The organism is Aeromonas sp. R1-2 (assembly GCF_040908505.1).
Taxonomy (GTDB): domain Bacteria; phylum Pseudomonadota; class Gammaproteobacteria; order Enterobacterales; family Aeromonadaceae; genus Aeromonas; species Aeromonas veronii.
Genome location: NZ_JBFODU010000006.1, coordinates 57060 through 83269, shown reverse-complemented (window position 1 = coordinate 83269; position 26210 = coordinate 57060). Strand labels below are relative to the sequence as shown.

Below are 26210 nucleotides of genomic sequence, written 5' to 3'. Positions count from 1 at the left end.
CCGCGATTCAATGCTCAACTCCAAATAGCAAAAGCCCCGCCAATCAGATTGGTGGGGTTTTTTATTGCAAAAGAAATGCACGCTATCAGCTTATAGCTGGCTTTGCTGTCATAGGCACCATCCGCATAAACACATCCCAACTTGAACCGAAATGGGTTGAGCAAGGTAGGCAACATCTCGGTAACATGGACATTTTCCAACGAGACTTGTGCTGCCACGATATTGTTAGTGGCCGGGTCTATCGCCAGATGCAACTTGCGCCACACTCTCCGCTTCTCGGCGCCGTGTTTTCTGACCTTCCAATCGCCTTCACCAAACACCTTCAGCCCGGTTGAGTCGATACCTGATCGGTAACCTTTGCTTTAAATGGCTGCCGATACGCCACCGTCACCGTGCTTATCCGCTTGCTGGCACCTCTATAGTCCGACAGACACAGCGGCACATTCATCAACGCGAATAAGGAGTAGAGTATTCCCTGAGTGGCCAGCAGAGTGAGGTTGAAATTCCCCTTGAGCATCTAAGGTGCAGATGCTCCGGTCGCTGTAGAGCTGGCTGCGGTCCCGTAGCCCGTGATGGTCTTGGTGAAAGTAGTTGTGCATGGCATCGGTATCAACCCAGAAGGTGAGTGAACCACGGTTAATCAAAGACTTGTTGTATTGAGGCCAGTTGGTGATGGGATGAAGCGACGTGCCCATGATGCAGACTTGAAGAGGATGGATCACCAAGTCCTCAGTTAGTTCCATTCAAACGGTATCGATCTGGGAAACAATGTCCGTAATAGAGCCAAGCCAGACCTGTCCAGCTGTTTCATATTTGAAACACCACATGCAGAAGTTCGTGTACATAAACTGCAGAAGTTCATTTTCCTGTTATATTTAAATAACTTGCTGAATAATTCAAACAACCTCACTCGAGCCTGAAAGGCTCCCCCATGTAGAAAGCACCCACCAGCAGACCATAAACAAGCCGCACTCGCTCATCCCTGCCCAACAGCACATCGAGTAGCACTTCGCCGCTTGCCAAATCGTCACCATGCCAGAAGCACCAGAGGGCAGCCTCCACTACATCCAGCCAACTGGCATGGCCCAGCTGATTACGAGACTTGCGCCGCCAGCTACCACGCACCACCAAACCAGTATTCGGGGATCTGGCCGCCAGCACCCGCCGCTCCATCACGCTTGGCGTGAGTCCATCCAGCTTGGCCTGACGGCTGCCACGCCCTCCTCGCAGCAATTTGTCGAGTAGCAGCGCCAACAGACGAAACGCATCCTGTTCTTCAAAGCTGGCATCCTCCCCCAGCAAATCGGCTGCACCGGTCATCAGTTGCTCACGCCCCAGATAGATGGGCTGTGACGTGCAATCCAGCCGATGTTGCTCGACATGGATAGCCAATGCCGTCACCACCGCCAGTGGTGAAGTCTCACCCTCTTGGTGACACGTGCCTTTGGCAAGCAGAACGGTCAGCTCCCTAGCTCGCTCGGCTGACAGTAGGCAATATATCCCCTTGACCAGGGGCATGGTCGCCTGACCTGATAACAGTCTTGAGTTCATAGCGCCTCAGTGACGATCGCGTTTGAAGTGGGTGGTTTTATGACCGACGGTGACAATCTCACCGTCTTGCAAAACCAGATAGTGACGGCGCAGACGCTGGCAACATTCCGCAGGCAATCCGCCTCCGGCTTGCAGCATGGCCAACGCTTTACGGTCGAGATAAACCAGTTCGCGCCCCTGGTGATAAGCCGAGCGCCCGATGCTCAGCAGCAGATCCACCAGCTCGGGTGCAATACCGCGCTGCTGCATCCGGCACGCGGCATGATGGCTGTATGCACTGTCCAGCTTCCCGTTCATGACATGTTCCTTTGGCGCTCATTTCGATGGACTCATTATATGTAGCCTGTATACTCATGCCGATACTGGTTACATAAACATGTCGCATTTTGGAGCACGTATGGCACCCAAAGAGCTCACCTGGGATCAAACCTTGCGTTTTCGTCTGTTGGAGATCGTGTTGCAGTGGGAGGGACGGCTGACCACCAACCACCTGACAACCGCCTTCAATATCGGCCGTCAACAGGCGTCACGGGATATCAACCACTACCTGACCCACTACTCGCCGCAAGGGCTGATCTATGACAAAAGCCTGAAGGGATACAAACCCACAGCGCACTTTGTGCCGCGTTTTAGTGAGGGAAAAGTCGATGAGTACCTGATGCTGCTACACCGTGAAAAGCAGCACCAGCGCCAACATGAAGCGGGCCTGTTGACCCTGCCGCTGATGGATCTGCGCTACGGCCATATCGAGATCCTGGATGTGCCAAACCGCCATATCGACCCGAACATCGTGCGTGGCTTGGTGCAAGCGGCGCGTGGCCAACTGCGGGTCGATGTCGATTACGTATCGCTGAGCTCGGAGGAGCAGAGTGGCCGCAATATCGTGCCCCATACGCTGGTCTATGACGGGATCCGCTGGCACGTGCGCGCCTATTGCGAGAAGAAGGGGGAATATCTGGATTTTGTGATGAGCCGTTTTCGCGGCGAACCGGATCTGCTGGATGCCTCCCCTCACGGCCGGGATCAGGATCGGGAGTGGAACACCCAGGTGACCGCCGTGGTTATCCCTAACCCGAGCCTCAGTGAAGGACAACAGGCCATCATTGCCAACGACTACGCCATGCCCGATGGCAAGCTGTTGCTGAGCCAGCGCATCCCCTTGATGCACTATGCACTGGAGCGGATGCAGGTGAGTTATAACGGCGAACACCAACAACATCCCCTGCTCTACCCGCTGGTGCTTGCCAACCGGGACGAGCTGATCAAGCAAGGTTGCACCTTCAAACTCAAGAGCGCGGATTTGCAGGTGCGGCAGGTAGAGTAAGCAATACAACCAATTTTCCCTAGCATCAACGCTGGGGGCTTTGGCAAAAAGCTGGTTATGGTAATCCAGCAAAGAGACAAACACCGAACGAAGCTACTGCTGAAGACTAACAACTCATCACTGAGTCCACTTTACTTTATCACTACACTCTGCAGCACCTGACAAACTTTGGCATTCGCCTCTACAAACTCTTCCCAACTATACAGACCTGAATAATTCATCCGGAATTGCCGTTCCACCCGGCAAATATCTGGCCGGGTTTCATAAATTCGGCATTGCTTGTCTGCATCACAGTAGTGCAGGCAAGCGCCATCCCCCCGATCCAGATATCGGGTTTCCTCCGCCAGATGCACATTGCGGCAGCACTGCCCGCATTGAGTACAGGGAAAAGCTGGTAACGTCATACCTTTGAAGCCAACCAGCTACGGGTGCTGGCGGCATTCCCCATCTCGAACGGCAGTTCTATACCGCGGGCCAGCACCTGTTGCTGCAACACCACACTACGCTCAAGTTCATCGTTACAGCTTTGCAGTTCGAGGGTAAAGGTCTGCAATTCTTCTACGTCTAGATTGAATTCCAATTGACTCAACTCGGCCAGATAACGATCCAGTTCCGCATTGATAGCCTGGAACTGTTTAAGCGTGCCTGCATGTGGCCCCATGGATTCGACATAGGCCCATAGCTTACAAGCCACATTGCTGTGCAGCAAAAAATAGTTGAGTCCGAGGGTAACAGTGCCTGTTATCAGAGCACTGGCAAAGGCTGCAAGCTCGGCACCGAACGGAAAACTGCATATTGGCAGCAGGTGGGTGTAGGCCATGGAGCCTACGGTGGTAGCTGCACCGACTGACAACAATGAAGTGACCGCCTGGCACAATTCAACGAAGCTGAGCTTGTCGGGATTGAAGGCCAATAACTTGATGGCTTTGACCAATACACCCCAGGTCTCGCGAATGATCTTAATAGCCATTACATGGGTGGTGGCGAGGATGTTGAATACGGTGGTGGTAAGGCTACCGAGGATACCTGAAAATACGCCGTCTTTGAATGCAACCAAGAAGGCGTTAAAACGTGCTTTGACTCGTTCCCAGATGCCTTTAAGCGAGGCAGTGATGCTGCCTACGAACGTTTTGAAGCTGAAATTGACTTTGAGCTTGGTCAGCAGGGCTGGCAGTTGCTCGCGTAGTTCAAACCACACCTCTGCCATGACCATTCCGAGCATTTGTCGGGTACCCATGGCCAAGCCAGCTTTACCTGCGACACTGGCGGTTTGGTGGAGAAACTTGCTGCTAGTGTAGTAGGTGTGGTTAATCTGTTGCTCATACGGCGCTCTAGCTTCAGCATCACGTTTACGCATGGCATCAGGATCGACCAACTTGAGTTTTGATACTTTGATTTCGGTTTTACGGATCGTGTCTTCCAGTTCCCGGGCCTTGTGCTGCTGCTCTGGTGTGTCGCGTTGCAGGGTAGCCAAGCGTGCTCGGTCTTTAGCCAGCTGAGTTTCGTGCTCATTAATCAGACCCGGTAGCCGTTGCAGATACTGGTTGATAGACGAATCTTTTTTCGATTTATTGACGGTTTCGAGGGTGGTTTGCAGGTTGCTACTTTGATTAGCCAGTTCCACCCCATTTAGACCGGCCAGAACACGACCAGGATCGTTATGGATTTCATTTGCACTGATAACGTGATCGAGGTTGCGCTGTTCGTTCGCGCCCATCATCGTATTGCGATAAGGGTCATGCAAGGTGCCGGCGGATTGCTTGGCTTTATCCCGCTCGCCGGTGGCAATGTAATTAGCGTGCTTATGGTAGAGCCCACTATTGTAATCTTCGCGTTGTTCATAACACAGCTGTTCATCCGTTGTGGCCCACACGCCATTACGAACATTGTGGATCGTGTTTACACCACCACCCTTCTGATCTTTAAACAACAAAAAGTCCAGTCCAAAACTGGTAACCAAGCTATTGATAACGGTTTTCTCGAGCTCTACAGTCCACGGGAAGTCTTGCGCGGCGGTGTGCATAGTGGCATCCATGACTATCTCAACAATATCAAAAGGGGGCCTAACGGCCCCGCAAATAAGTTACGCAGGCTCAATGCGGGCCGCGCTGGTTTTGGTGTCGCAGAGTTGTTTATCCAGCTGATCTGTATTGAGGATCATTGAGCCGTCTTCGTCCGTATCCATCACCGGCACGCCATGTGTGTCTTTCTGGATCTCACCGTTGACATGCTTGACCCGGAACAACGGTGTGGTGATCAGGTCAACGAGGATGGCTGCCAGTGCATAGCCGTTACCAATTGCACGCATAATAGTGTCGCTCAATTGAGTCAGCGCCACTTGTGAATCCTGCTTGAGCACCTTAGCTGCTTCAATTTGGCGGGTGACTGCCTTGAGGATGTCGAAGTACTGGTCAAACTGGGCGTAAACAGCCTTCAGCACTTCGATAATTTCGAAAGCATAATCTTCTGTATTACTGAGCTGTTCCTGAGCCTTTTTAAGTTTCGCAATAGCACTACCAACTTGACTGTTTATTTTATTCGCATTCTTAATCGCTTCCTCGCCATGGCTGTTGTATGCCCAGCCAGCAATAGCTAGCACTGGACCAGCCACGGCTGCACCGAGGATCGCACTGCCTCCAGCCATTCCCAAGCCACCTGTGGCAAGAGATCCACCGCCAATGGCCGCCAGAGTAGCGTTGGTAGCGGCGACGCCAGATAACGCAGAAATACTTATACCGGTAGAGGCCGCCCCCAGTGCCATGACTCCACCATAAATGGCAAATCCAGCCGCAGCTCCGGCGGCTCCGGCTCCAGCCGCCGCGCCCAACACACCAATGGCCGTATAGCTGTAACCCTCAATTTTCTGTAATTTGTGCTTGGGAATACTGATCTCGAGTTTATTCTGGCGACCGCTGTTGAGCTTTTGCAGAATGTCATCAGCAAGTGTTTTGAACTCGTTGAACTGCTGTCCGATTTTTAGCTCTTCCTGCCCCAATACATCAAGGACGTCATTGGTGGCTTTTTCCTGTATGTCAAACGGTGCTCTTGTTTCCTCGTAACGCCTTTTTGCAGAGTTAACGGTATCATCTGCTTCAGAGTGTTTCTGGTAGCCGTCATAACCCTTTTTGGCGCCGTAAGCTGCAGTAGCCAGTGCAGCTGCACCGAGGATAATTGGAATTGGCATAATCAAGATCCCTTTAATAAATCGTAAACAATGGAATACACCAAACAGTTGCAGTTCACCGATAAGCATCTGCATACTCGGTATACATTATTTCGTCGCATTAATTTTGCGAAGGGGTGGAACAATCTGTTTTTTTGGTTCAGCTATCATACATAAAACTATATATTTCGGAACTGGTGTATAAAAAAACATGTCACATTTTCAAACATATATCGGATCTATCCACTCAATTACCAGACCAAAACCACCACCACTGCGCACTTACCGCCCAATAAACCGCCACCTGCACGGCTCGCCCTTCGTTCTGCCTGCGCTATGGTTTACCATGCACACAATTGTGGTGCCTGGCACCGCCCACCCTGGCGCTAGCCGCCGTCATCGGATACCTCATCTCGAGCAACATGAGCAAAACAGCACACGCGGGCGACGAGCCAACATTCTACTTTCACGACTACGAGACCTTCGGCATCAGCCCCGCCAAGGACAGGCCGTCGCAGTTTGCCGGTATTCGTACCGATGCGGATTTCAACATCATTGGCGAGCCGCTGGTCATCTACTGCAAGCCGCCGGCTGATTATCTGCCAGATCCGGAGGCGTGCCTGATCACCGGCATCACGCCGCAAAAAGCGATGAAGGACGGGCTGTGCGAGGCGGATTTCATTCGCCAGATCCACGAGCAGTTCGCCACGCCGAATACCTGTGTGCTTGGCTACAACAGCATCCGCTTCGATGATGAAGTGACCCGCTACACCCTCTATCGCAACTTCTATGACCCCTATGCCTACAGCTGGCAGAATGGCAACTCCCGCTGGGATATTCTCGACATGCTGCGGGCCTGCTATGCCCTGCGCCCGGAGGGGATCGAGTGGGCCTTTGATGATGAAGGCAAACCGAGCTTCCGGCTGGAAAAGCTGACGGTCGCCAACGGCGTGACTCACGCCAATGCTCACGATGCACTCTCGGACGTGCTGGCCACTATCGAGATGGCCAAGCTGGTGAAAAAAGCCCAACCCAAGCTGTTTGGTTATCTCTTTGATCTGCGGAACAAAAACAAGGTGAAGGCGCTGATTGACGTGGTGACCATGAAGCCGCTGGTGCACGTCTCCGGCATGTTCTCCCCCTGGCAGGGTTGTGCAAGCTGGGTCTCGCCACTTGCCTGGCACCCCACCAACCAGAACGCGGTGATCATGGTGGATCTGACCCGTGACCCCACCCCGCTCATTGAACTCTCCAGCGAGGAGATCCGCGAGCGCCTCTATACCAAAAAAGAGGAGCTGGGGGATCTGGCGGGCATTCCGGTGAAACTGGTACACATCAACAAGTGCCCGGTGCTGGCGCCGGCCGCCACCCTGACGGCGGAACGGGCCGACGAGCTCGGCATCAATCGGGAGCAGTGCCGCAAGAGCCTGGATCTGCTGCGCGCCCACCCCGAGGTACGGGAAAAACTGGTGGAGGTGTTCAATCAGGAGTTCGCCGGCAGTAATGACAGCGACCCCGATACCCAGCTCTACGCCGGATTCTTTGGCCATGGCGACAAGTCCACCATGGATCTGGTGCGTGCCACCCCCGCGGATCTGCTGGGTGAACGGGAGTTCGCCTTTACCGACTCCCGGCTGCCAGAGATGCTGTTCCGCTACCGCGCCCGCAACTGGCCGCACACCTTGAGCGAAGCGGAGCAGAAACGCTGGCGCCTGCACTGCAGCGACTACTTCAGCCGCCGTCTGCCGGACTATGTGCCCCGTCTCGAGGCGCTGGCCGAGCAGAACCAGAGTAACGAACGGAACTTTGCGATTCTAAAGAGTCTCTACCACTATCTGGAAGATTTATGAGTTGTGAGTAGTTTCACAATAAATCCTTCCCTCTCATCCCCTTCTTCAGGTCATAATGACGAAGGGGATTTCCCCAAAAACCAATATCTTGCAACATCCTGAGCGGATGTCTCCCAAGCAAGAGATCTTTTTGGCCGAACGGAAGCCATTTGCTGATGCCTCGTCACCACGCACTGCTCGGATTACTGGCCCTGCTGCCGCTGGCAGCCAACGCCGCATACCGGTTCGATGTGCCGGATTATCTTGCTCGCCTGCCCGAGCAGACCTATCGCATCGTAGAACAGAACTTCAACACCCTTTATCAGCAGACTGATTTCACTCCCCTGATCACCAACAGCTACTTCAACGGCTCCCATCTCTACAAGTTTGTCGGGGTACCGCTGGCCATCAGCGCCCAGTCAGGTTTCCAGCTGGAGGTGTTTGGTCAGGTCTATAACCGCGCTTCGCAAGCCTATATGCACCTGAGCGAGGACATGTCCCTCTATCGGGTGATGCGGGTCGATCTGATGGGGAACCCCAATGATCAACTGGCCATCGGTTTTGGTCTGGGGGTGCCCATCACACCATTGCTGACCCTCAAGGCGATCGCCTCCGGCAGTGATATCCCGGGCTATGGCTCTGCCAAATACGCCGTTGGTTTTGAGTGGCGTTACTGAATAGCCGCTGGTTGAAACAATTCAGGCTCCGTAATGGAGCCTGAATTGTATGTGGTGATGTTGTGATCAGGCGTAGCGGATCACCCGCCCCTCGCCCCCTTGCAGGGTGACAGCCGTACCGACAGCCTGCTCCTGCCAAAAATCGGTTCCCCCTTCCGGCAGCAGAAACTCCTGTGGTTGCCCCTCCCAGTTGAACAAGCAGAGCAGAGTCCCCCCCTCGGGCAGCCCCACTTCACCGCAGGCAAAGTCCATCGACTCGAAACGGGCAGAGGGTGCCCGGGCGGCGCAGAGCGCCAGCAACTTGCACAGTTGCGCAGCCAGCTCCTCATCAAGATCTTGCAGTCGATCACCGGCCAGCATCATGCCACCGCTTGCCACCAGCGCTGCCAGATGGAAGCTGTAATCCGTCTTGCTTGCCTGCTGGCTTGGCAGATCCCGCAGGCAAATGCAGTCGGGGTCGAGGGCCCAGAGTTTGTCGTTCTGCCAGGCGCGGCAGAAGGCCTCGCGGGCGATCTGGCGATAGCGGTGGCCATTGCGCTCCACGTCATCGCTCACCCGCATGCCGTGCACCAACCCAAGGCTTGGCCAGGTGGGGGCGTTGCAACCGAGCAGGAAAGCGCCTTCACCAGCACCACGCAGGATGGCCGCCATACCGCGTCGATAGGCTTCAACCCGGGTGGCGGCCGGATCGTGGAAACGGCCACCGTGGATGGCGCCCCAGAAGTTGGCATCAAGCTTGAAGTAGTGAATGCCCCACTGCTCGCGCAGGGTACGGAACACCTGCTCGAGGTGCGCCTGCACCTCGGGGTGAGTGCCGTCCAGCACATACCAGGGAGTGCAGCGCCAGCCGCCATAGGTAACCCGTTCGGAAGGCAGCGGCAATCCGTCATCCCCCTTCACAAACCAGTCGGGGTGCTCCTGAAACACCTGCGAAGTGGGTTCGGCAATAAAAGGGGCGACCCAGAGGGCAGGCTCACAGCCAGCCTGTTTGATCTCCGCAGCCAATGAAGCCACCCCTTGCTCGAATTTGGCGGAGGGAGTGAGCCAATCGCCCATTTTGGCCTGATAGCCGTCGTCGATCTGCACATAACGCAGGGCCGGGAAACGCTCGGCACGCACCTGCAGGTTCTCGCGAATATCGGCAGCGCTCACCTCGGCGTAGTAGTGATACCAGGAGCACCAGCCGCTCGGGCGCTCACTCACCTTGCCGATCAGCGAGCCGTGCTCGGCCTCGATCAGCCGTGCCAGCTCAGCCAGCAGATCCTCGCGCTCCGCCCCTTCGAGGCAGATCAGCGCCTCGCTCTGCCAGTACTCACCGACCGCGAGTGTTCGCCCTTCGCAGTTCATCAGGATCTGCAAGCGGCCATCGGGGTAGAGACGAAACTCCCCGCCAAAACGGTGGCAGCTGGCAAAGGCGAGCAGCAGCCACCCCTTGCCATGCTCCACCAGCAACAGGTTGTGAATGGTGTGATAGCCATTGTCATCGGTGATGCGATAAACGCTGGCATCGGGGCAACGGCCGACATGTTGCGGTGATTGCCAGCTACCCATGGTCTGAGCCAGCATCTGGAATCCTTCGCCATAGATGGCACTCTCCACCGGCAGGCCAAGCTTGCCGTCAAACAGCACCCAGCGCTCAACCGGGGTGGCATCAGGGCCAGTGTTGTCGAGTCGCACCCGACACAGGGGCCCTTCCCACTGACGGGTTTGCAGCAGATGGGGTGGCAACGCATTATCATTCGCCAGCTGGCGAACTCGGGACAAGAGGGATGTCATCACTACTCCTTGTAGTTCGAAAAAGGGTTCTATCAGACGATGTTCAACAGATAATCTGCATACAAATCAGCTTCAAACGAACTGATTTCAGTTGTTATTGTTTTAATGCCGCGACCCGGCCTCTCTGGTAAACTGCGATTTTTCTTCCCAGTCGATGAGGTTCACGTGATCGCGCAACGCGCCTTGCTGTACTTTCGTGACTTTATGGTCATCGTCGCCTGCCTGCTGGCAGGCAAATCCGTGGCAGCCATCCTGCCGTTCGCCTTTCCCGGCAGCATCATCGGCATGCTGCTGCTCTTCGTGCTGCTCTCCCTGCAACTGATCAAGCTGCACTGGGTCGAGCTGGGCGCAGGTTTGCTGCTGCGCCACATGGGCGTTTTGTTCGTGCCGGTCGCGGTCGGGCTGGTGGCCTGGCTTGAGCCCCTGCGCCAATCCTTCGGCGTCATCATGCTCTGCATCGTGCTCGGGATCGTGCTGATCCTCGCCACCGTCGGTCGGCTCTACCAGAGGATGAACAAGTGATCTTCTGGCTAGCCATTCCCCTGACCCTGGCGCTCTATTTCGCCACCCGCGCCCTCTATCGCCGCCTGCCCTGGCCCATCATCAACCCTGTGCTGGTGCCGACCGCGGTGATCATCGGCCTGCTGCTCTGGTTTGATCTGCCCCTTGAGCAGTACGAGCGCGGCAGCAGCCCCATTACCATGCTGCTGGAGCCCGCAGTAGTGGCGCTGGCGCTGCCGCTCTATCAGCAGGCGCGCCAGATCCAGGCCAAACTCAAGCCCATCCTAATCTGTACCCTCGCCTCCGTCTTGATCTCGGTGTGCACAACCCTGCTGATCGGTCATTTTATGGGCACAGATCCGGCGCTGCTCGCCTCCCTTGCCACCAAGTCCATTACAACCCCGCTCGCCATGAGCGTCAGCCAGTCCATCGGCGGCATTCCCGCCATCGCGGCCGCCGTGGTGGTGGTGGTGGGGATTGTCGGTGCCCTGATCGGCTACCCGCTGCTCAAACTGCTCAAAGTGACCGATCCGGAAGCGCAAGGGCTCGCCATGGGGGCATGTGCCCACGCCATCGGCACAGCTACTTCCGCCGAGAAGGGGATCACCCAGGGGGCCTTTGCATCGCTCGCCATGGTGGTGTGCGGCATCCTCACCGCGGCCGTCGCTCCCCTCCTTTTTACCATCTATCACTGGCTGATCTGATGACCCCATTGACCACCTGTTGACCATTCCGGGGGGCCTGCTGGCCTCTCGGGGTGCGACCTGCCGCACAATTTGCACAAAACAAACGTTTCCATTACCATCCCCCTCCGTTTGCCCGTCAGGGCGTGAGCCTGCTCACACATTTACCCGAGCTTGCTCCCTACAATGGCCGCCCAATTGGCCTTTGAGGACACACTATGCATCCCCGTTTTGCCAAGCCATTCGATACCCTCTCTGCCCAGCTCAAAGCAGCCGTGCAGCCCATGCTGGATAGTGCCGACTTCAACGCCCGCTTCACGCCGGAGCAAGTCGCCACCCTGAAAGCCGCCACAGGTCTCGATGATCGCGCCCTGCGCCTCGCCCTGTTGCCGCTGGCAGCCGCCTGCTCGGTGGCGCCCATTTCCAAGTTTTACGTCGGTGCCATCGCCTGCGGCCTGAGTGGAACCTGGTACTTCGGTGCCAATATGGAGTTTGCGGGGCAAGGTCTGTTCCACTCGGTCCACGCCGAGCAGTCCGCCATCTCCAACGCCTGGCTGGGTGGCGAGACCGGGATCAGCGAAATCACCGTCAACTACACCCCCTGCGGCCACTGCCGTCAGTTTATGAACGAGCTGAGCACCGCCAAGATCCTGAAAGTCTCTCTGCCCGATGACCTGAGCGCCCTGCAATCCTTCCTGCCCCACTCGTTTGGCCCGGCGGATCTCGACATCACGGATGCGCTGATGAGCCCGCAGGATCACGCAGAGCTTGAGCTTCAAAGCGAAGACCCGCTGTGGCAAGCCGCGCTGGCTGCTGCTCGTCAAAGCTACGCTCCCTATAGCCAGGGCTATGCCGCGGTGGCGCTGCAGTTTGCCGATGGCCGGATCTTCTCTGGCCGCTACGCCGAAAACGCCGCCTTCAACCCCAGCCTGCCGCCGATGCAGATGGCCTGCGCCCATGCGGTGCTTAACGGTGAAGATCTCGCCACCATCCGCCGCGCCGTGCTGCTGGAGAATAAAAACGGCCAGATCAGCCAGCGTGATTCCGCCCAGTCCACCCTCAAGGCACTGGGCTCCGTCGAGCTGGAGTATCAGGCGGTCTGACCCCCGCTTCGCTTCGATAAACGAAAGCCCCCGCACCTTGGTGCGGGGGCTTTTTTACTGGGCCGTTTAACCGGGAGCAGCCGTGAACCTCACGGCTTGGCTGGGTTGATCACCAAGTCTGACCGGTTGCTGATCAGACAGGTTTCAGCCGCGCGGTGAAGTGGCGCAGCAGCGGCGGCTCGTAGTCAAAGGTGAGCCCGCGAATGTCGCTGGCCCGCGCTTTCACCGCGATCAGGCTGTCGGCCACATAGTCCATGTGATCCCGGGTGTAGACCCGGCGCGGAATGGTGAGGCGCAACAGCTCGAAGTCCGCCGCCTCCTGCTTGCCGGTGGCGGGATCACGCCCCAGCAACAGGGAGCCAATCTCCACCCCGCGCACGCCCCCTTCCAGATAGAGCTCGCAGGCGAGCGCATGGGCCGGAAACTGCTCGGCCGGAATATGGGGCAGCAGCTTTTTGGCATCGACAAACACTGCATGACCGCCGGTGGGGGTCTGGATGGGGATGCCCGCCTCGGCCAACCGCTCACCGAGATAGGCCACCTGACTGATGCGATAGGTGAGATACTCCTCATCCATCCCCTCCCGCAGGCCAATGGCGAGCGCCGCCATGTCCCGCCCCGCAAGGCCGCCATAGGTGACAAACCCCTCCATCGCCACGCAGCGCACCTGCACCGCACGGAACAGGTCGAGATCCTCCTTGAAACAGCAGAGCCCGCCGATATTGACCAGTCCGTCCTTCTTGGCCGACATGGTGAAGATGTCCCCCAGTGCGAACATCTGGCGCACTATCTCCTTGATGCTGTGCTTGGCATAGGCCGGATCCCGCTCCTTGATAAACCAGGCGTTCTCGGCAAAGCGGGCGGCGTCGATCACCACCGGAATATGGTGGCGACGGGCCAGTTCGGCGACCGCCTCCATATTGGCCATGGAGACCGGCTGGCCACCGGCACTGTTGCAGGTCACCGTGATGATGATGCCGGCCACGTTGTCGGCCCCCAGGGTCTCGATGGTGTCGCTCAGGCGAGGGAGATCAAAATCCCCTTTCCAGGCGTAGGGGGCCGTGGTGTCGAGGGCTTTCGGGGTGAGCAGGTTGATGGCCCGTGCGCCAGCCAACTCCACGTGGGCCTTGGTGGTGTCGAAGTGGTAGTTGGAGATAAAGACCGGCGCCTTGCCCTTGCAGCGTTTGACCAGCTCGGGGAAGAGGATCTGCTCGGCCCCGCGCCCCTGGTGGGTGGGCATCACATGCTGATAGCCAAAGATCTCGCGCACCGTGCGCTCCAGCTCGACGAAGTTGCGACTGCCCGCATAGGCTTCATCCCCCATCATGATGCCGGCCCACTGACGATCGGACATGGCGCCGGTACCGCTGTCGGTCAGCAGGTCGATATAGACATCCTCGGCCAGCAGCAGGAAGGGGTTCCAGCCAGCGGCCTCGAGGGCGGCACGGCGCTCGGCGCCAGTGGTCTGTTTGATGGGCTCGACCATCTTGATACGAAACGGCTCGGGTATACGACGCATAAAAGACTCCTCACCGGCGCAAGGCCAGTGTGTTTGAAATCGGAATTGGCAAAGAGGCCGGGACGATCAGGGTCGTCCGGCTGACAAATTCAAACGGCGGGTGCCGCCAATCAGCGGTGAGGAAAGTCGAAGGTCAGAATGGGATCCCGGGTATACCAGTGGGCGAGCAGGCAAGCTGCCCGGGGCGTAGCTGTCATGATTGGCATCACTCCCCTCCATATCGGTTGTAGACAGTCGGTGGCCAACAAGATCCATTGATGGATGCTGCCAACAGGCAGCCTCGCCACGTTAACGGCTGGTTAATTGGCAAACAAGGGGTGCACCGACGGGCTGTGCGCCCGCTCACAAAGTGGGCATCTGCGCGGCAAACCGGCAGTGAGGTTGATCCGCCCGCGCTCCCGCTTCGTTATTCTCCCTACCCACACGCCACATCCCCCATCAGCCAAGGCCGTAAGCCATCATGCATCGCAAACCCCATCTGCCTGAGAAGATCTGCCCCGTCTGCCAGCGCCCCTTCAGCTGGCGGCGCAAGTGGGCGCACAGCTGGGAGGAGGTTCGCTACTGCAGCGAACGCTGTCGCCACGCTCGTCACCGCAGCCAGCAACCTGAGGGGGAGCGAGTCTGATGGAGCTGCGCCTGATTCTCGGCGATCAGCTGAACGCCGCTCACAGCTGGTTTCGCACGCCGGATCCGGCGGTCTGCTATCTGATGGCGGAGCTGCGCCAAGAGACCGACTACTGCCGCCACCATCGCCAGAAGGTGCTGGCCTTCTTTGCCGCCATGCGCGCCTTCGCAGCGGCCCTTGGCAAGGCGGGCCACCGCGTCTGTTACCTGACCCTTGATGAGAGCGCCCGCTGGCCCGATTTGCCCAGCCTGCTGGCAGCCCAAATCGCGGCGCATCAGGCCAGCAGCTTTGCCTGGCAGAGCCCGGATGAGTGGCGCCTTTCCAGCCAGTTGAAAAGCTGGGCGGCGGGCCTTGCCATCCCTACCACCGAGGTGGAGAGCGAGCATTTTCTCACCCCCCGCGATGGCTGGCAGCGCTATCCCCATAGCCGGATGGAGTTCTTCTACCGCGCCCTGCGAAAACAATACAGGGTGTTGCTCGATGAGCGCGGCCACCCCTTTGGCGGGCGCTGGAACTTTGATGACGAGAACCGCGCCAAACTGCCGGCGAGCCAGCCGATCCCGGCACCCCTCACCTTTGCCAACGAGGTGAGCGAGATTGATGCCATGCTGACCCGTCACGGGGTCAGTACCATCGGCGAGGCAGATGCCAGCAAGCTGCCGTGGCCCATCACAAGGCGCCAGAGTCGCGAGCTGCTGGCCCATTTTCTGGCCCACTGCCTGCCCCACTTTGGCCGCTATCAGGATGCCCTGAGCGAGCGGGGCTGGAGCCTGTTTCACAGCCGTTTGTCGTTTTCCCTCAACAGCAAGATGCTTCATCCGCTTGAGGTGATCCGCGCCGCCGAATCCCACTGGCAGGCCAATCAGGCCACCATCACGCTGGCGCAGGTGGAGGGGTTTATCCGCCAGATCCTCGGCTGGCGCGAGTTTGTCCGTGCCCTTTACTGGGAGAAGATGCCCGACTACCAGCAGACCAATTTTCTCGGGGCCAACCGGCCGCTGCCCGGTTTTTTCTGGAGTGGCGAAACCAGAATGGCCTGCGTGCGCCACGCCATAAACCAATCCCTTGAGCACGGTTACGCCCACCATATCCAGCGGCTGATGGTGACCGGCAACTTTGCCCTGCTGGCGGGGATCCATCCTGACGAGCTGGATCAGTGGTATCTCGGCATCTATGTGGATGCCATCGAGTGGGTCGAGCTGCCCAACACCCGCGGCATGAGCCAGTTTGCCGATGGCGGTCTGATGGGCAGCAAGCCCTACGCCAGCAGCGGCGCCTATCTCGAGCGGATGGGCCACTACTGCAAGGGATGCCACTATCAGGTGAAAGCCCGCCAGGGCGACGGAAGTTGCCCCTTTAACAGCCTCTACTGGCACTTTCTCTGGCGCAATCGGGACAAACTTGGCGGCAATCCCCGCCTTACCCTCCCCTATGCCAACTGGGATGGCCAACCGGCAGCGCAGCAGCAGGCCATTCTGGCAACGGCGGAGCACTATCTGATCCATCTTGAGCTGCTGTAAGCGGGCCATCCCCCCTGACACATGCCCTGACAACAGCGCAGCGATTTACGCTGGCAATCAGGCTCACCATCGCACCAAACACCAGCTTGTGACAGGCAAGCAGACGGAGATCCCAATCCTGCGCAGAGCAGTTGAATATCCTGTGGCGGCTGATTATGGTGGTGGCCACATCAGGAGATCAGTCAAGGAAAGACGATATGGAGATAGTGGTTCTCGGTGGCGGCGTGATCGGGGTAACCAGCGCCTGGTATCTGGCCAAAGCGGGTCACAAAGTAACCCTGCTGGAGCGACAAGGTGGCGTCGCCCTTGAAACCAGCCATGCCAACGCCGGGCAGATATCCCCGGGTTATGCGGCCCCCTGGGCGGCCCCCGGCATCCCGCTCAAGGCCGCCAAGTGGATGCTGCAAAAGCATGCCCCCTTCACCGTGCGCCCCACCGCAGATCCCTTCCAGCTGCGCTGGATGCTCAGAATGCTCGCCAACTGCACCCCGACCGCCTATGCCACCAACAAGGGGCGCATGGTGCGTCTGGCCGAATACAGCCGCGACTGCATGAAGCTGCTGCGTGACGAGCTGAACATCGATTACGAAGGGCGCCAACTCGGTACCCTGCAGCTGTTTCGCAGCCAATCCCAGCTCGATGCCAGCCAGCGCGATATCGAGGTGCTGGAGGAGTATGGCGTCCCCTACCAGTCGCTGGATGCCAGCGGCTGCGAAGCGGCAGAGCCTGCGCTGGCGCGGGTGCGCGGCAAAATCGTCGGTGGCTTGCGTCTGCCCGGCGACGAGACCGGCGACTGCTTCCGCTTCACCAAGGCCCTTGCCCTTGAAGCCGAGAAGCTCGGGGTCAAGTTCGTCTTCAACTGCGACATCGACGAGATTGAGCAAGCCCGCGGCCGCGCCGTGGCGGTGCGGGCAGGCGAGCAGCGCTATCGCGCCGATGCCATCGTCTGCGCGCTCGGCAGTTATGCCACCGGCTTTTTACGGCCGCTGCTGCGCCCGCTCGGGCTGGAGCTGCCTGTCTATCCGGTCAAGGGCTACTCCCTCACCCTGCCGATGATCAACGCCGAGGCCGCGCCGCGCAGCACCGTGCTCGACGAGACCTACAAGGTGGCCATTACCCGCTTTGACGAGCGGATCCGGGTCGGCGGCATGGCGGAGCTGTCGGGCTACAACCTCGCTCTCAACCCCAGACGCCACGACACGCTGGCAATGGTGGTCGGCGATCTCTTCCCCGAGGGGGGCGATATCAGCCAAGCCGAGTTCTGGACCGGCCTGCGCCCCATGACGCCGGACGGCACCCCGCTGGTGGGGCCAAGCCCCATTCCCGGCCTCTGGCTCAATACCGGCCACGGCACCCTGGGCTGGACCATGGCGGCCGGTTCGGGTCAGCTTCTGTGCGATCTTATCAGCGGCAGCGAGCCCGCCATCAGCGATGAGGGGCTCACTCTGGCCCGTTACGGCTAAGCGCATAACAGGTCGGGCTGTTTCACTCGCCAACTGCGCCCCCAGACAACAGCAGAGAACGTCCTCAACCGCTTTATTGACAGGCCACCGCCAAAAACGGTGGCCTTTTCGTCTGATGTTGACCTTCTCCCTCCCCGTCTACCTGAGCGGTGCGCTGGCTGCCGGTTAATGCAGCAAACGGCACAGAATATTGCGCAATTCGACTTGCGCCAGCCGCCACAATCCGTAATGTGGATAGACGCATTTTTCGCAGCGCATATTTTTTAAATGGCCTGTAAACCGCTTGTAAACAGGCGTCGCCAGACAAGGGGTTACGGGTGTCACCGCGAGTTTCTTTAGCAGCAATCCAGGGTAGGACAATATGAAAAAAGTAGGTTTGGTCGGTTGGCGTGGCATGGTGGGATCGGTTCTGATGAGCCGGATGCAGGAAGAGCAGGATTTCGCCCATATTCAACCCACATTCTTCACCACCTCCCAGGCCGGTGAGGCCGCTCCCAACTTCGGCGTCGATGCCGGTACTCTGCAAGACGCCTTCGATATCGAGGCGCTGGCAAAGCAGGATATCATCATCACCGCGCAAGGCGGCGACTACACCAAGGATGTCTATCCGCGCCTGAAAGCCGCCGGCTGGCAGGGTTACTGGATTGACGCCGCCTCCTCCCTGCGGATGGAGAATGACGCCGTCATCATTCTGGATCCGGTCAACGGCGACGTCATCGAGCAGGCCCTGAACGATGGCATCAAGACCTTCGTCGGCGGCAACTGCACCGTCAGCCTGATGCTGCTGGCCCTCGGCGGCCTGTTCAAGGCCGATCTGGTGGAGTGGGTGAGCGTGGCCACCTATCAGGCGGCCTCCGGTGGCGGTGCCCGCCATATGCGCGAGCTGGTCACCCAGATGGGGATGCTGCGTGACGAAGTGGCGGTCGAGCTGGCCGACCCCGCCTCCGCCATCCTCGATATCGAGCGCAAGATCACCGAGAAGACCCGCTCCGGCACCCTGCCGGTCGACAACTTCGGCGTACCGCTGGCCGGTGGCCTTATCCCCTGGATTGACACCAAGCTCGACAACGGTCAGAGCCGTGAAGAGTGGAAGGGTCAGGCCGAGACCAACAAGATTTTGGGTATCGAGAATGCCGTCATTCCGGTGGATGGTCTCTGCGTGCGGATCGGCGCCCTGCGCTGCCACAGCCAGGCCTTCACCATCAAGCTGAAAAAGGATGTGCCGCTGGCGGAGATCGAAGCCCTGCTGGCTGCCCACAACGACTGGGTGAAAGTGATCCCCAACGATCGCGATATCACCGCCCGCGAGCTGACTCCGACGGCCGTTACCGGCACCCTCAGCATTCCGGTGGGCCGTCTACGCAAACTCAATATGGGCCCGGAGTATCTGGCCGCCTTTACCGTGGGTGACCAGCTGCTATGGGGCGCCGCCGAGCCGCTGCGCCGCATGCTACGCATCCTGCTGGCGCGCTAATTCGCCACAGACGCAGATACAACAAGGGCGGGGAGTCACACTCCCCGCCCTTTTTCATTGCCTGTTTTCGTTACCCGTTTAGCGGGTTCACGGCCTTGCCATTACTTGAGCAGGATACGCTGACAGCCGCTGTAGATCTCGGCCCGCCCGGGGCGGCAAAAACCCACCAACGTCAGCCCGGTCTGCTCGGCCCGCTCGACCGCAAGCTCGGTAGCGGCCGAGATGGCGAGCAAGATCTCGACCCCGGCGCTGGCGCACTTTTGCACCATCTCGAAGCTGGCGCGGCTGGTCACCAGAATGGCGCCGTCACGCCGACCAGTGCGGCACAGATGGCCTACCAGCTTGTCCAGCGCAATATGGCGCCCCACATCCTCGCGAATGGCGAGAATGTTGCCCTCACCATCCAGATGCACTGCCGCATGGGTGGCGCCGGTGCGCTGACCCAGCAGCTGGAGCGGGCGCAGTGCGCTCAGCACCTTGTCGATATGCCCTACCGCCAGACGCTGGCTGTCGGGCAAGCTTGGCTGGGTGCGGATCACCTGCTCCAGACTCTCGCTGCCGCAGATGCCGCAACCGGTGCGCCCCGCCATGGTGCGCCGCTTCTCTTTGAGGCGATGGACGCAGCGATTGGCCAACGTGATATGCAGCTCAATCCCCTGACAGCCGTCGATCTGCTCGATATCGTGGATATCGAGCAGGCTGTCGATAATCCCCTCGGATAGCGAGAAACCGATGGCGAAATCCTCCAGATCGGAGGCCGAACACATCATCACGCTGTGGGCGATGCCGTTGTAGACCAGCGCCACCGGCGTCTCGGAGGGGAGCGCCATCTCGCTGTCGCAGGTCAGTGCATCGGTGCGGTAGTGCACCACCTCGCGGTGGATGGCGCAGCGGGCCAGCTCGTTCTGTTCGCTCTGCTCGCTAAGCTCGTCACGCGCCTCAAGCTCAAGTAGCTCTCTCATGGTGCGACCCCGTCAATGATCTCGGGATCCCGGGCCGAAATGCCGAGCCGCTTCATCTTGGAGAGCAAGGTCGTGCGCTTCATGCCGAGGCGGTTGGCCGCCCCCCGCTCGCCAGCCACGATGCCGTTGCAGTCGCGCAGGGCCGTGATGATCGCCTCGCGCTCATCGGTCGGCCCCTCCTCGGCAAAGAGCGGCGTGGCGGGCTCGTCATAGACCAGGGTCTCAATCTTGTGGTAACCCTTGAGGGGCATCAGCTCATCGGGCGAGAGGTTGAGCACATGGCCACGGGTCATCACCACGGCGCGCTCGATGACGTTCTCCAGCTCGCGGATATTGCCGTACCAGGGGAGCGATACCAGCATTTTCATGGCATCGGCGGGGATCGAGGTGATGGTGCGGCGCATCCGCTTGGCGATCTTCTTGATAAAGAAATTGACCAAGAGCGGAATATCCTCGCGGCGCTCGCGCAGGGGCGGCAGCTCGATGGGAAAGACATTGAGGCGGTAGTAGAGATCGCTTCGAAAGCGCTTGTTCTTGACCATGGAGAGCAGATCGCAGTTGGTGGCGGCCACCAGCCGCACATCCACTGCGATGGGGTTGCTGTTGCCCACCCGCTCCAGCTCGTGCTCCTGCAATACCCGCAAGAGTTTGGGCTGCAAGTCCAGCGGCATATCCCCCACTTCATCGAGGAACAGGGTGCCCCTGTGGGCCCGCTCGAAGCGGCCGATCCGCTGGGTCAGGGCGCCGGTAAAGGCCCCCTTCTCGTGGCCAAACAGATCACTCTCGATAAGGCCGGTGGGGATGGCGGCGCAGTTCACCTTCACCATCTCATGGTCGTGGCGGGCACTCAGGGCGTGAATGGCCTGGGCGATCAGCTCCTTGCCGGTGCCGGTCTCGCCGAGGATCAGCACGGTACTGTCGCTCTCGGCCACCAGCCGCACCTTCTCCAGCACGCTCTCCATCACCGAGCTCTGGTAGATGATGTGGGGGAACTCCCCCTGCATCTGCGGCTCGTTGATGCGAATGGTCTTCTCTTTGGCACCGTTGGTGTTGGAGATCTCCTGCTGTGCCTGCACGTTGTTCATGGCAATGGCCGTGCGCGCCGCCACCTGCTCCAGCAATGAGATATCGATATCGGCAAAGAAGTCGGCGTTGGGGTGCGAGAGGATCAACACCCCCAGCAGGTTGCCCCGATAGCGCAGCGGCAAAATGCAGGAGCTGTCGGCTTCGGGCGGCAGGATCTGGGAGGTAAAGCGGCAGCGATTGCTGCAGCCGTGGCCATGTTCGCGATAGACGAAAAACGGCTCGCTATGGCCAAGGGCCCCCTGCAGGCACTTCTTTTCAAAACAGGAGTGATCGATGATGCCCGGCTGATCGCTCTGGTGCTGATTGACCAGATAGCTCTTGAAGCTGTCGGAGGTGGCGTTGTATTCGGCCAGACACAAGCTGCTGATGCCGAAGTGGTGGTGCAGGATGGTAAACAGGCTCTTGGGCAGCTCGGCAATGCGCACCAGCTTGATCACTGCGTTGGTCACATCCACCAGAATTTTGCAACTGTCGCGCTCAAGGCGCAGGGAGTTCGCCTGCTCCAGAGTGCGCTCCTTGTCGAGCACGTTCTCCAGCGCAATGGCGATAATGGCCGCCAGCTGGGTCAGTTTGGCGAGGGTCTCCATGGTGAAGCTGTCGAGCTGGGTGTTGATAAACTCGACCCCGCCAAGGTGGCTGCGGGCGGTGGTGATGGGGAGCTGGCAGTAGGAGCGCAGCCCCCCGTAGACCCCTTCGCGATCCAGCGCCGGGCAGCGATTCTCAAAGCGGGCGGCAGCGAGAATGATGGCCTGTTCCGGGGTCTCTTTGGTAGGTCGGGGGGAGAGGTGCAGCTCTGCCTTGGGGCAGACCAGATGCTTTGGGCCGGAATGTCCCATGAAGTAGAAGATGGCCTCCTCGTCCGCACCCATGTTGAGGATCAGGTTGACCCGGGTCACGCCGCCGAAGCTGGCATCTATCTTGTTGAGTTTGTGGATAAAATCATCGAGCGTCACGGCCGACAGGAGGGATTTGGAGAGCAGGAGGAAACCGTCGTCCCAGATGGGAGAGATCTCGTCCAGGGGGATGGCACTCACATTTAGCATTGCGGCCTCACGTTATATCGATTTAGTCACCAGTCAGGCTGTCCATGCCATCGCATCACGACAAGCACCCGTCACCAAAATAAATAGCCGCAGCCCGTAAAAGCGGCTGCCAATAAGAAAAGCGGTGACGAAAATTGTCGCATGTTGCAATTCCAGAGTTGTTATTAACGAACGACAACAAAAAGTAACATCGTTATCGGGGGATATATTGGAATGGCGACTCATCATAGATGAGCTCAAATTTCATTACAATCCGATTTAATATATCTGATGGCCATATTTAACCGGTTATTTCATCAGTTCTTGATCTCAATTAAGGCGCCCGAAAAGTGGGCCGCCGTCAACTGTCAGATCTGCCCTTTCCTCTTCGCTGACTGCGGGTTTCGAGATGGAGTTTGCTGCCCATTTATCGGCAGTTTACGAGGTGATGATCCGGCTGTGGCAGCACTTCAGGCCACCGAAGATAAAGAGGGCGGACAGGCTCTGGAAGGCCATCAGCAGCCAGCTGGCGTTGTCGGCAAGCTCGGCGGTGACGCTCTGGTGAGTGAGGTAGACAAGCAGGGTGATCACCCCCAGCAGCAGGCCGTTGATCAAGGTGGTGGAGATAAACCCGATCAGCCAGGCACTGGAAATACTCAAAGCAGAAAATACGCTGCTCATGGCAAGCCGTGCCGCCATAAAACAGCCGAAAAAACCGAAGCCGAGCAGAAATATCATCTCGTCGCGCCAAATATAGCAACCTATTCCCAGCAATATCGCCGCCAGATAGGTGCCAATATAGAAAAGTCCGAATAAGCGACCAATTTCATGTTGCATCATTTACTCCCCTTTTTTTGGGTAATAAAAGGGTGCCCGACTCGATAAATCCGAGTCGGGTTCCCTTATTTGTGCAGAACCTCTTTTTTAGGGCGATCAGCCTTTGGCTGCGCTGCGCAATTTCGCCTTGAGCGCGCTGTATTCAGTCTGGACGTACACTTCCGCCTCAGGCTGATTGTCGATGCGCTCGATCTTCACCGCGCAGTACTTGTACTCCGGCGTGTGGGAGACGGGATCGACGTGCTCGATGGTGAGCTCGTTGCAGGCCCCGATCCACCACTGGTAGGTCATATAGACCACCCCGGCGTTGACCCGCTCGTTGTAGTTGGCCCGGGTGATCACCTTGCCACGGCGCGACGAGATCCAGACCAGCGCCTGATCCTTCACCCCAAGCTTTTTGGCATCGCTCGGGTGGATCTGCACATAGCCCGGCTCATCGGCCAGGGTTTGCAGCGCCGAGCAGTTGCCGGTCATGGAGCGGCAGGAGTAGTGACCCACCTCGCGCACGGTGGAGAGCACCAGCGGGTACTCGGCACAGGGCTGCTCCAGCGGCGGGCGCCACTCGGAGGCGATCAGCTGACCCTTGCCGCTCGGGGTGGTGAACACATTCCCCTCGAACAGAGTGCTGGTGCCCGGGTGATCCTCGGTCGGACAGGGCCACTGCACGCTCTTGAGATCGGCCATCTTATCGTAGCTGACCCCGGCATAGAGCGGGCAGAGCGCACGCATCTCGTCCCAGATCTCCTCAGTGTTGTGGTACTCCATGGGATAACCCATAGCGGTCGCCATCAACGAGAAGATCGCCCAGTCCGGCTTCACATTCTCAGGGGGCGTCACCGCCTTGTAGAAGCGCTGGAAGCCGCGATCCGCCGAGCTGTAGACCCCTTCGTGCTCGCCCCAACTGGTGGCGGGCAAAATGACGTCGGCCATCTCGGCAGTCTGGGTCATGAAGATATCCTGCACGATCACCAGCTCCATCCCCGCCAGAGTGCGGCGGAACTGACCGAGATCTGCCTCGGTCTGGGCCGGATCTTCACCAAAGATGTAGAAGGCCTTGCACTTGCCCTCCTCCACCTTGTGGCCAAGCTCGGTCAAACGATAGCCGGGCTTTTGAGAGAGTGACTCCACGCCCCACGCCTTGGCGAACTTGGCGCTGATGGCGGGATCGGCCACCGACTGATAACCCGGGAACTGGTGCGGCAGCATCCCCATGTCACAGGTGCCCTGCACGTTGTTCTGACCACGCACCGGCCCGCAACCGGTGCCGCGGCGACCGAAGTTGCCGGTCAGCAACGCCAGACCCGCCAGCCCCTTGACCACATCCACCGCCTGACCGTACTGGGTCACCCCCATGCCCCACAGGATCATGGAAGCAGGCGACTCGGCATAGGTGCGAATGGCGGCGCGGATATCGGCGGCTTTGAGGCCGGTGATCCCCTCCACATATTCCGGGGTGTACTTGGCCACCGTCGCCTTGAAGGTCTCGAACCCTTCGGTGTAGTTGGCGACAAATGCCTTGTTGTAGAGCCCTTCATTGATCAACACGTTGGCGAAGGCGTTAACCAGCGCCATGTTGGAACCGTTTTTGAGCGGCAGCCACTGATGGGCGATACGGGCGGTCTCCACCATGCGGGGATCACACACAATCACCTTGGCCCCGTTTGCCTTCGCCTTGAGGATATGGCGGGCGACAATGGGGTGAGAGTCAGCAGCATTGTAACCAAACACCAGCAGGCACTTGGTCTCTTGAATTTCGGGAATGGCGTTGCTCATGGCGCCGTTACCTACAGTTGTCTCCAGACCGGAGACTGAGGGTGCGTGTCACACCCTCGCGCAGTGGTCGACGTTGTTCGTCCCAATCACTGCACGGGCAAATTTCTGCATCACATAGTTGGCTTCATTGCCGGGGCCACGGGCAGAGCCGGTGGTCATGATAGCGTCCGGGCCATATTTCGCCTTGATGGCGGAGAGACGGCTGCTGGCGAACTCGATCGCTTCATCCCAGGAGACCGCCTCGAACTTGCCACCGCGCTCGCGGCGGATCATCGGGCTCTTGAGACGGGGGGTCAGCAGGTTGGTGTCGTTCAAGAAATCCCAACCGTAATAGCCCTTGAGGCAAAGCTGCCCCTCGTTGGTCCGGCCGTTGGCGCCTTCGGCCCCCACCACCTTGTCGTTTTCAACCAGCAGGTTGATTTTGCAACCGGTGCCGCAATAGGGGCACACGGTAATGACTTTTTTCATGACTCACACTCTTGTTTGTTAACGAAAAACGGCTCGGCAAGCCCGCTCACACCCGCGCCGGCATCGCCAGCAGTGCCTCGGCACTGGCCAGCTGCTTCTGCCGGTTCAGGGTTTCAAGATGCTCCGGCGTGACCAGCCGCAGCGCCTGGGTCGGACACACCTCGACACAGGCCGGGCCCGCCTCGCGGTGACGGCAGAGATCGCACTTGAGCGCCTGCGCCTTGGTCTGCGGACGCTTGAAGAGCGAATCTGCAGCCGGGGGCACCTCTTTGACCACCACCGCCATGGCGCCGTAAGGACAGGCCACCACGCAGGACTTGCAGCCGATGCAGCGCTCCTGCAACACCTTGACGCAGCCATCTTCGCTGACGATGGCATTGTTCGGGCAGGCCATGGCGCACGGCTTGTCTTCACACTGGCGGCAGAGTACCGGCGTGGTCACCTTGCTGCCCACGATCACCTTCAGGCGCGGCTGAAAGTAGCTGTCCCTGGAGACCAGATGTCCATCCTCGATGGCAAGATGCAGGCCGCCCTCCCGCTCAAGGGTCCCGCTGCAAGACCCTGACTGGTGTGAAACGGCGCAAGCCACCTCACAGGTACGACACCCAATACAGAGACTGGGATCTGCAATCACGAAGCTGTTCATAGAGAGGGATCCTAAATGGTTCGTTACACCGGGCCGCCCGCCGACAGGCAAAGAGGCGGCCAGCCCCCCACAAAGCATTTATCAGACCAAAACGGGTCAAGGTTGCGATAAAAAATCACAAGCAACTGAAAATAAAGGAGTAATCAGAAAGAGAAGCGTGCTGAATGCCACCTCTGACGAGGGTGACGACGGGCTGGGAAGTGTGATC

Annotated in this window: 22 protein-coding genes and 1 pseudogene; 10 read left to right on the top strand and 13 right to left on the bottom strand. The window is 58.6% G+C overall.

Annotated elements, in window-relative coordinates; all coding sequences use genetic code 11:
- Positions 1–80: 80 nt before the first annotated feature.
- The 3 genes and pseudogenes from AB5Y76_RS00810 to AB5Y76_RS00800 all read right to left on the bottom strand — a co-directional run.
- Positions 81–695 (bottom strand): annotated as a pseudogene (locus AB5Y76_RS00810) (IS5 family transposase); the annotation flags it as partial.
- Positions 696–906: 211 nt separating this feature from the next.
- Positions 907–1551, bottom strand: a complete 645-nt coding sequence (locus AB5Y76_RS00805; RefSeq protein ID WP_263717252.1) for an ADP-ribosylglycohydrolase — start codon at positions 1549–1551, stop codon at positions 907–909.
- Between the two features lie 6 nt (positions 1552–1557).
- Positions 1558–1848, bottom strand: a complete 291-nt coding sequence (locus tag AB5Y76_RS00800; protein ID WP_263717251.1) for a DUF4258 domain-containing protein — start codon at positions 1846–1848, stop codon at positions 1558–1560.
- A 100-nt stretch (positions 1849–1948) separates the two neighbouring features.
- On the opposite strand from AB5Y76_RS00800, the gene AB5Y76_RS00795 reads away from it, so the two are divergent.
- Positions 1949–2875: a WYL domain-containing protein gene (locus tag AB5Y76_RS00795; protein WP_263717250.1), complete on the top strand. Its 927-nt coding sequence runs from the start codon at positions 1949–1951 to the stop codon at positions 2873–2875.
- A 131-nt stretch (positions 2876–3006) separates the two neighbouring features.
- Here AB5Y76_RS00795 and AB5Y76_RS00790 read toward each other — a convergent pair whose 3' ends face one another.
- From AB5Y76_RS00790 to AB5Y76_RS00780, 3 genes are read right to left on the bottom strand one after another with little or no spacing between them, the layout of a single operon-like run.
- Positions 3007–3279 (bottom strand): YkgJ family cysteine cluster protein, encoded by a 273-nt coding sequence (locus AB5Y76_RS00790; protein WP_368177648.1) that lies wholly within the window; start codon positions 3277–3279, stop codon positions 3007–3009.
- Complete coding sequence (locus AB5Y76_RS00785; protein ID WP_263717249.1) at positions 3276–4910, bottom strand: hypothetical protein; 1635 nt, start codon at positions 4908–4910, stop codon at positions 3276–3278. Before AB5Y76_RS00785 ends, AB5Y76_RS00790 begins: the two co-directional genes overlap by 4 nt.
- A gap of 48 nt (positions 4911–4958) precedes the next feature.
- Entirely contained in the window at positions 4959–6134 is a 1176-nt protein-coding gene (locus AB5Y76_RS00780; RefSeq protein WP_263717248.1) for a hypothetical protein, read from the bottom strand.
- Positions 6135–6460: 326 nt separating this feature from the next.
- Between AB5Y76_RS00780 and sbcB the strand changes: the two genes are divergently transcribed.
- Together sbcB and AB5Y76_RS00770 are read left to right on the top strand one after the other, a co-directional pair.
- On the top strand, positions 6461–7888 hold the full coding sequence (gene sbcB, locus AB5Y76_RS00775; protein WP_368177647.1) for an exodeoxyribonuclease I: 1428 nt from the start codon (positions 6461–6463) through the stop codon (positions 7886–7888).
- Positions 7889–8043: 155 nt separating this feature from the next.
- Entirely contained in the window at positions 8044–8544 is a 501-nt protein-coding gene (locus tag AB5Y76_RS00770) for a hypothetical protein (RefSeq protein ID WP_005360277.1), read from the top strand.
- Positions 8545–8610: 66 nt separating this feature from the next.
- Here AB5Y76_RS00770 and AB5Y76_RS00765 read toward each other — a convergent pair whose 3' ends face one another.
- A complete protein-coding gene (locus tag AB5Y76_RS00765) occupies positions 8611–10320 on the bottom strand; it encodes a glycoside hydrolase family 36 protein (protein WP_263717188.1) in 1710 nt (569 codons plus the stop codon).
- A 165-nt stretch (positions 10321–10485) separates the two neighbouring features.
- On the opposite strand from AB5Y76_RS00765, the gene AB5Y76_RS00760 reads away from it, so the two are divergent.
- From AB5Y76_RS00760 to cdd, 3 genes are all read left to right on the top strand, one after another.
- Positions 10486–10842, top strand: a complete 357-nt coding sequence (locus AB5Y76_RS00760) for a CidA/LrgA family protein (RefSeq protein WP_005333279.1) — start codon at positions 10486–10488, stop codon at positions 10840–10842.
- Positions 10839–11525, top strand: coding sequence for an LrgB family protein (locus AB5Y76_RS00755; RefSeq protein ID WP_088869053.1), 687 nt, complete (start codon positions 10839–10841; stop codon positions 11523–11525). Before AB5Y76_RS00760 ends, AB5Y76_RS00755 begins: the two co-directional genes overlap by 4 nt.
- A 197-nt stretch (positions 11526–11722) precedes the next feature.
- Complete coding sequence (gene cdd / locus AB5Y76_RS00750) at positions 11723–12607, top strand: cytidine deaminase (protein ID WP_263717187.1); 885 nt, start codon at positions 11723–11725, stop codon at positions 12605–12607.
- A 133-nt stretch (positions 12608–12740) separates the two neighbouring features.
- Here the strand turns inward: cdd and AB5Y76_RS00745 are convergent, their stop codons facing one another.
- A complete protein-coding gene (locus tag AB5Y76_RS00745; protein WP_263717186.1) occupies positions 12741–14126 on the bottom strand; it encodes a tryptophanase in 1386 nt (461 codons plus the stop codon).
- A 460-nt stretch (positions 14127–14586) separates the two neighbouring features.
- On the opposite strand from AB5Y76_RS00745, the gene AB5Y76_RS00740 reads away from it, so the two are divergent.
- The 4 genes from AB5Y76_RS00740 (at position 14587) to asd (ending at position 19208) form a co-directional block, all read left to right on the top strand.
- The gene (locus tag AB5Y76_RS00740; RefSeq protein WP_263717185.1) at positions 14587–14751 is read left to right on the top strand and encodes a DUF2256 domain-containing protein; all 165 of its coding nucleotides are present in this window, start codon (positions 14587–14589) and stop codon (positions 14749–14751) included.
- A complete protein-coding gene (locus AB5Y76_RS00735; RefSeq protein WP_263717184.1) occupies positions 14751–16271 on the top strand; it encodes a cryptochrome/photolyase family protein in 1521 nt (506 codons plus the stop codon). The genes AB5Y76_RS00740 and AB5Y76_RS00735 overlap by 1 nt, the downstream gene beginning before the upstream one ends.
- Positions 16272–16426: 155 nt before the next feature.
- A complete protein-coding gene (locus AB5Y76_RS00730; protein ID WP_323670585.1) occupies positions 16427–17734 on the top strand; it encodes a D-amino acid dehydrogenase in 1308 nt (435 codons plus the stop codon).
- A 361-nt stretch (positions 17735–18095) separates the two neighbouring features.
- Positions 18096–19208 (top strand): aspartate-semialdehyde dehydrogenase, encoded by a 1113-nt coding sequence (gene asd / locus AB5Y76_RS00725; RefSeq protein WP_263717183.1) that lies wholly within the window; start codon positions 18096–18098, stop codon positions 19206–19208.
- Positions 19209–19309: 101 nt separating this feature from the next.
- Here asd and fdhD read toward each other — a convergent pair whose 3' ends face one another.
- The 5 genes from fdhD to AB5Y76_RS00700 form a co-directional block, all read right to left on the bottom strand.
- Positions 19310–20170 (bottom strand): formate dehydrogenase accessory sulfurtransferase FdhD, encoded by an 861-nt coding sequence (fdhD, locus tag AB5Y76_RS00720; protein WP_263717182.1) that lies wholly within the window; start codon positions 20168–20170, stop codon positions 19310–19312.
- Positions 20167–22299, bottom strand: coding sequence for a sigma 54-interacting transcriptional regulator (locus tag AB5Y76_RS00715; protein ID WP_368177646.1), 2133 nt, complete (start codon positions 22297–22299; stop codon positions 20167–20169). Before AB5Y76_RS00715 ends, fdhD begins: the two co-directional genes overlap by 4 nt.
- 417 nt (positions 22300–22716) lie before the next feature.
- Positions 22717–23115: a hypothetical protein gene (locus tag AB5Y76_RS00710; protein WP_005351584.1), complete on the bottom strand. Its 399-nt coding sequence runs from the start codon at positions 23113–23115 to the stop codon at positions 22717–22719.
- A 96-nt stretch (positions 23116–23211) separates the two neighbouring features.
- Positions 23212–25356 carry a formate dehydrogenase subunit alpha gene (gene fdhF / locus AB5Y76_RS00705; protein WP_263717181.1) on the bottom strand — a complete coding sequence of 715 codons (2145 nt, stop codon included), beginning with the start codon at positions 25354–25356 and terminating at the stop codon, positions 23212–23214.
- Positions 25357–25402: 46 nt separating this feature from the next.
- On the bottom strand, positions 25403–26002 hold the full coding sequence (locus AB5Y76_RS00700) for a 4Fe-4S dicluster domain-containing protein (RefSeq protein ID WP_263717180.1): 600 nt from the start codon (positions 26000–26002) through the stop codon (positions 25403–25405).
- Positions 26003–26210 lie beyond the last annotated feature (208 nt).

Coding starts and splice junctions, on each gene's coding strand:
- AB5Y76_RS00805 (WP_263717252.1), bottom strand. CDS start 1,551: ATGAACTCAAGACTGTTATCAGGTCAGGCGACCATGCCCCTGGTCAAG.
- AB5Y76_RS00800 (WP_263717251.1), bottom strand. CDS start 1,848: ATGAACGGGAAGCTGGACAGTGCATACAGCCATCATGCCGCGTGCCGG.
- AB5Y76_RS00795 (WP_263717250.1), top strand. CDS start 1,949: ATGGCACCCAAAGAGCTCACCTGGGATCAAACCTTGCGTTTTCGTCTG.
- AB5Y76_RS00790 (WP_368177648.1), bottom strand. CDS start 3,279: ATGACGTTACCAGCTTTTCCCTGTACTCAATGCGGGCAGTGCTGCCGC.
- AB5Y76_RS00785 (WP_263717249.1), bottom strand. CDS start 4,910: ATGGATGCCACTATGCACACCGCCGCGCAAGACTTCCCGTGGACTGTA.
- AB5Y76_RS00780 (WP_263717248.1), bottom strand. CDS start 6,134: ATGCAGATGCTTATCGGTGAACTGCAACTGTTTGGTGTATTCCATTGT.
- sbcB (WP_368177647.1), top strand. CDS start 6,461: ATGAGCAAAACAGCACACGCGGGCGACGAGCCAACATTCTACTTTCAC.
- AB5Y76_RS00770 (WP_005360277.1), top strand. CDS start 8,044: ATGCCTCGTCACCACGCACTGCTCGGATTACTGGCCCTGCTGCCGCTG.
- AB5Y76_RS00765 (WP_263717188.1), bottom strand. CDS start 10,320: ATGACATCCCTCTTGTCCCGAGTTCGCCAGCTGGCGAATGATAATGCG.
- cdd (WP_263717187.1), top strand. CDS start 11,723: ATGCATCCCCGTTTTGCCAAGCCATTCGATACCCTCTCTGCCCAGCTC.
- AB5Y76_RS00745 (WP_263717186.1), bottom strand. CDS start 14,126: ATGCGTCGTATACCCGAGCCGTTTCGTATCAAGATGGTCGAGCCCATC.
- AB5Y76_RS00740 (WP_263717185.1), top strand. CDS start 14,587: ATGCATCGCAAACCCCATCTGCCTGAGAAGATCTGCCCCGTCTGCCAG.
- AB5Y76_RS00735 (WP_263717184.1), top strand. CDS start 14,751: ATGGAGCTGCGCCTGATTCTCGGCGATCAGCTGAACGCCGCTCACAGC.
- AB5Y76_RS00730 (WP_323670585.1), top strand. CDS start 16,427: ATGGTGGTGGCCACATCAGGAGATCAGTCAAGGAAAGACGATATGGAG.
- asd (WP_263717183.1), top strand. CDS start 18,096: ATGAAAAAAGTAGGTTTGGTCGGTTGGCGTGGCATGGTGGGATCGGTT.
- fdhD (WP_263717182.1), bottom strand. CDS start 20,170: ATGAGAGAGCTACTTGAGCTTGAGGCGCGTGACGAGCTTAGCGAGCAG.
- AB5Y76_RS00715 (WP_368177646.1), bottom strand. CDS start 22,299: ATGCTAAATGTGAGTGCCATCCCCCTGGACGAGATCTCTCCCATCTGG.
- AB5Y76_RS00710 (WP_005351584.1), bottom strand. CDS start 23,115: ATGCAACATGAAATTGGTCGCTTATTCGGACTTTTCTATATTGGCACC.
- AB5Y76_RS00700 (WP_263717180.1), bottom strand. CDS start 26,002: ATGAACAGCTTCGTGATTGCAGATCCCAGTCTCTGTATTGGGTGTCGT.